This is a genomic window from Vibrio sp. 03_296 (genome assembly GCF_002265885.1).
In genome coordinates this window covers 1-938 of the sequence record NZ_NPKW01000233.1, presented here as the reverse complement: position 1 = coordinate 938, position 938 = coordinate 1, and the positions used below count along the sequence as shown (strand labels likewise).

Below are 938 nucleotides of genomic sequence, written 5' to 3'. Positions count from 1 at the left end.
AGTGCAATTTCTGGACTATTTAACTTAGAGGATTAACCATGGCTGTTATCGTCAAGTACGTGGTAGAACGCAACGGAGAAGAGAAAATGACTTTTACCTCTAAAGCGGAAGCTGACGCATACGACAAAATGCTGGATATGGCAGATGAGCTTTTCGACTTACTAGGTAAAAGCGATCTTCTTGAAGATGAAGGCAAACAAGAAGACTTGGCGATGTCTCGCTCAGAACAAGAAGAGCTTCTTTACGCGCTAGGCGCAAAACGCCGCCCAACGCCGAAAAAAGAAAAGAAGCTAGCCGCGGTTGCTGATGACGCAGCCGGCGAAGATGAATCAGCAGAAGACGCCGCTTAATCTTCGCAAACAATGTCGAATAAAACCGTCGCCCTGTGCGGCGGTTTTGATTTTGGCGACAAAATACAAAATATACCCAAACAACTTGAAGTTGCGGGTAGGCGGCAAATGAGTGAATCCCATGAGCATAGATAACCTATATGATTGGTGTGAACGAATGCAGCCAACACCGCTGCAGCTTCAAGTAGGAAGGATATAGCCATACGAAGAAATATATCGTTAAAAAGACAAAGGGTATCCATCTACAGACTTTCTCCCTTTGKAGGGTTTAAGTCTTTTTTGTCTCTTTATGATGGCTATAACTTAATTCCAGCGCTTGCCAGTGAATGGCGCGTGACAAAGACTCAACACATGGAGATCAACTATGGCTTTCTTTTCTCTCGCCTTTGGTACAGCAACCAAAAACCGCGACGGCAAAATCATCGAAGCGTTTTTTCCAAACCCTGTTCTTTAACCCAAGCGAGGCGCTAGTCAACGCTCTAGCAGCCCTTGCGGGCTACGAGCAAGGCAACCAAGCTATCGAGATCTCTGCGGCGCAAGTGCAGAACTGGACAGCAGACGTTTGAGCAAATGGTGATTGACAGCAAA

Annotated in this window: 1 protein-coding gene and 1 pseudogene; both read left to right on the top strand. The window is 46.0% G+C overall.

All coding sequences use genetic code 11. From position 1 onward, the window contains the following. Nucleotides 1-38: 38 nt before the first annotated feature. Nucleotides 39-350 carry a YebG family protein gene (locus CIK04_RS23620; RefSeq protein ID WP_128824668.1) on the top strand — a complete coding sequence of 104 codons (312 nt, stop codon included), beginning with the start codon at nucleotides 39-41 and terminating at the stop codon, nucleotides 348-350. A gap of 364 nt (nucleotides 351-714) precedes the next feature. Then, a pseudogene (locus CIK04_RS23615) lies at nucleotides 715-889 on the top strand (2,3,4,5-tetrahydropyridine-2,6-dicarboxylate N-succinyltransferase); the annotation flags it as partial. Between the last annotated feature and the right edge of the window lie 49 nt (nucleotides 890-938).

Excerpts from the sequence above, each read along its gene's own strand:
- CIK04_RS23620 (WP_128824668.1), top strand. The coding sequence starts at position 39 with ATGGCTGTTATCGTCAAGTACGTGGTAGAACGCAACGGAGAAGAGAAA.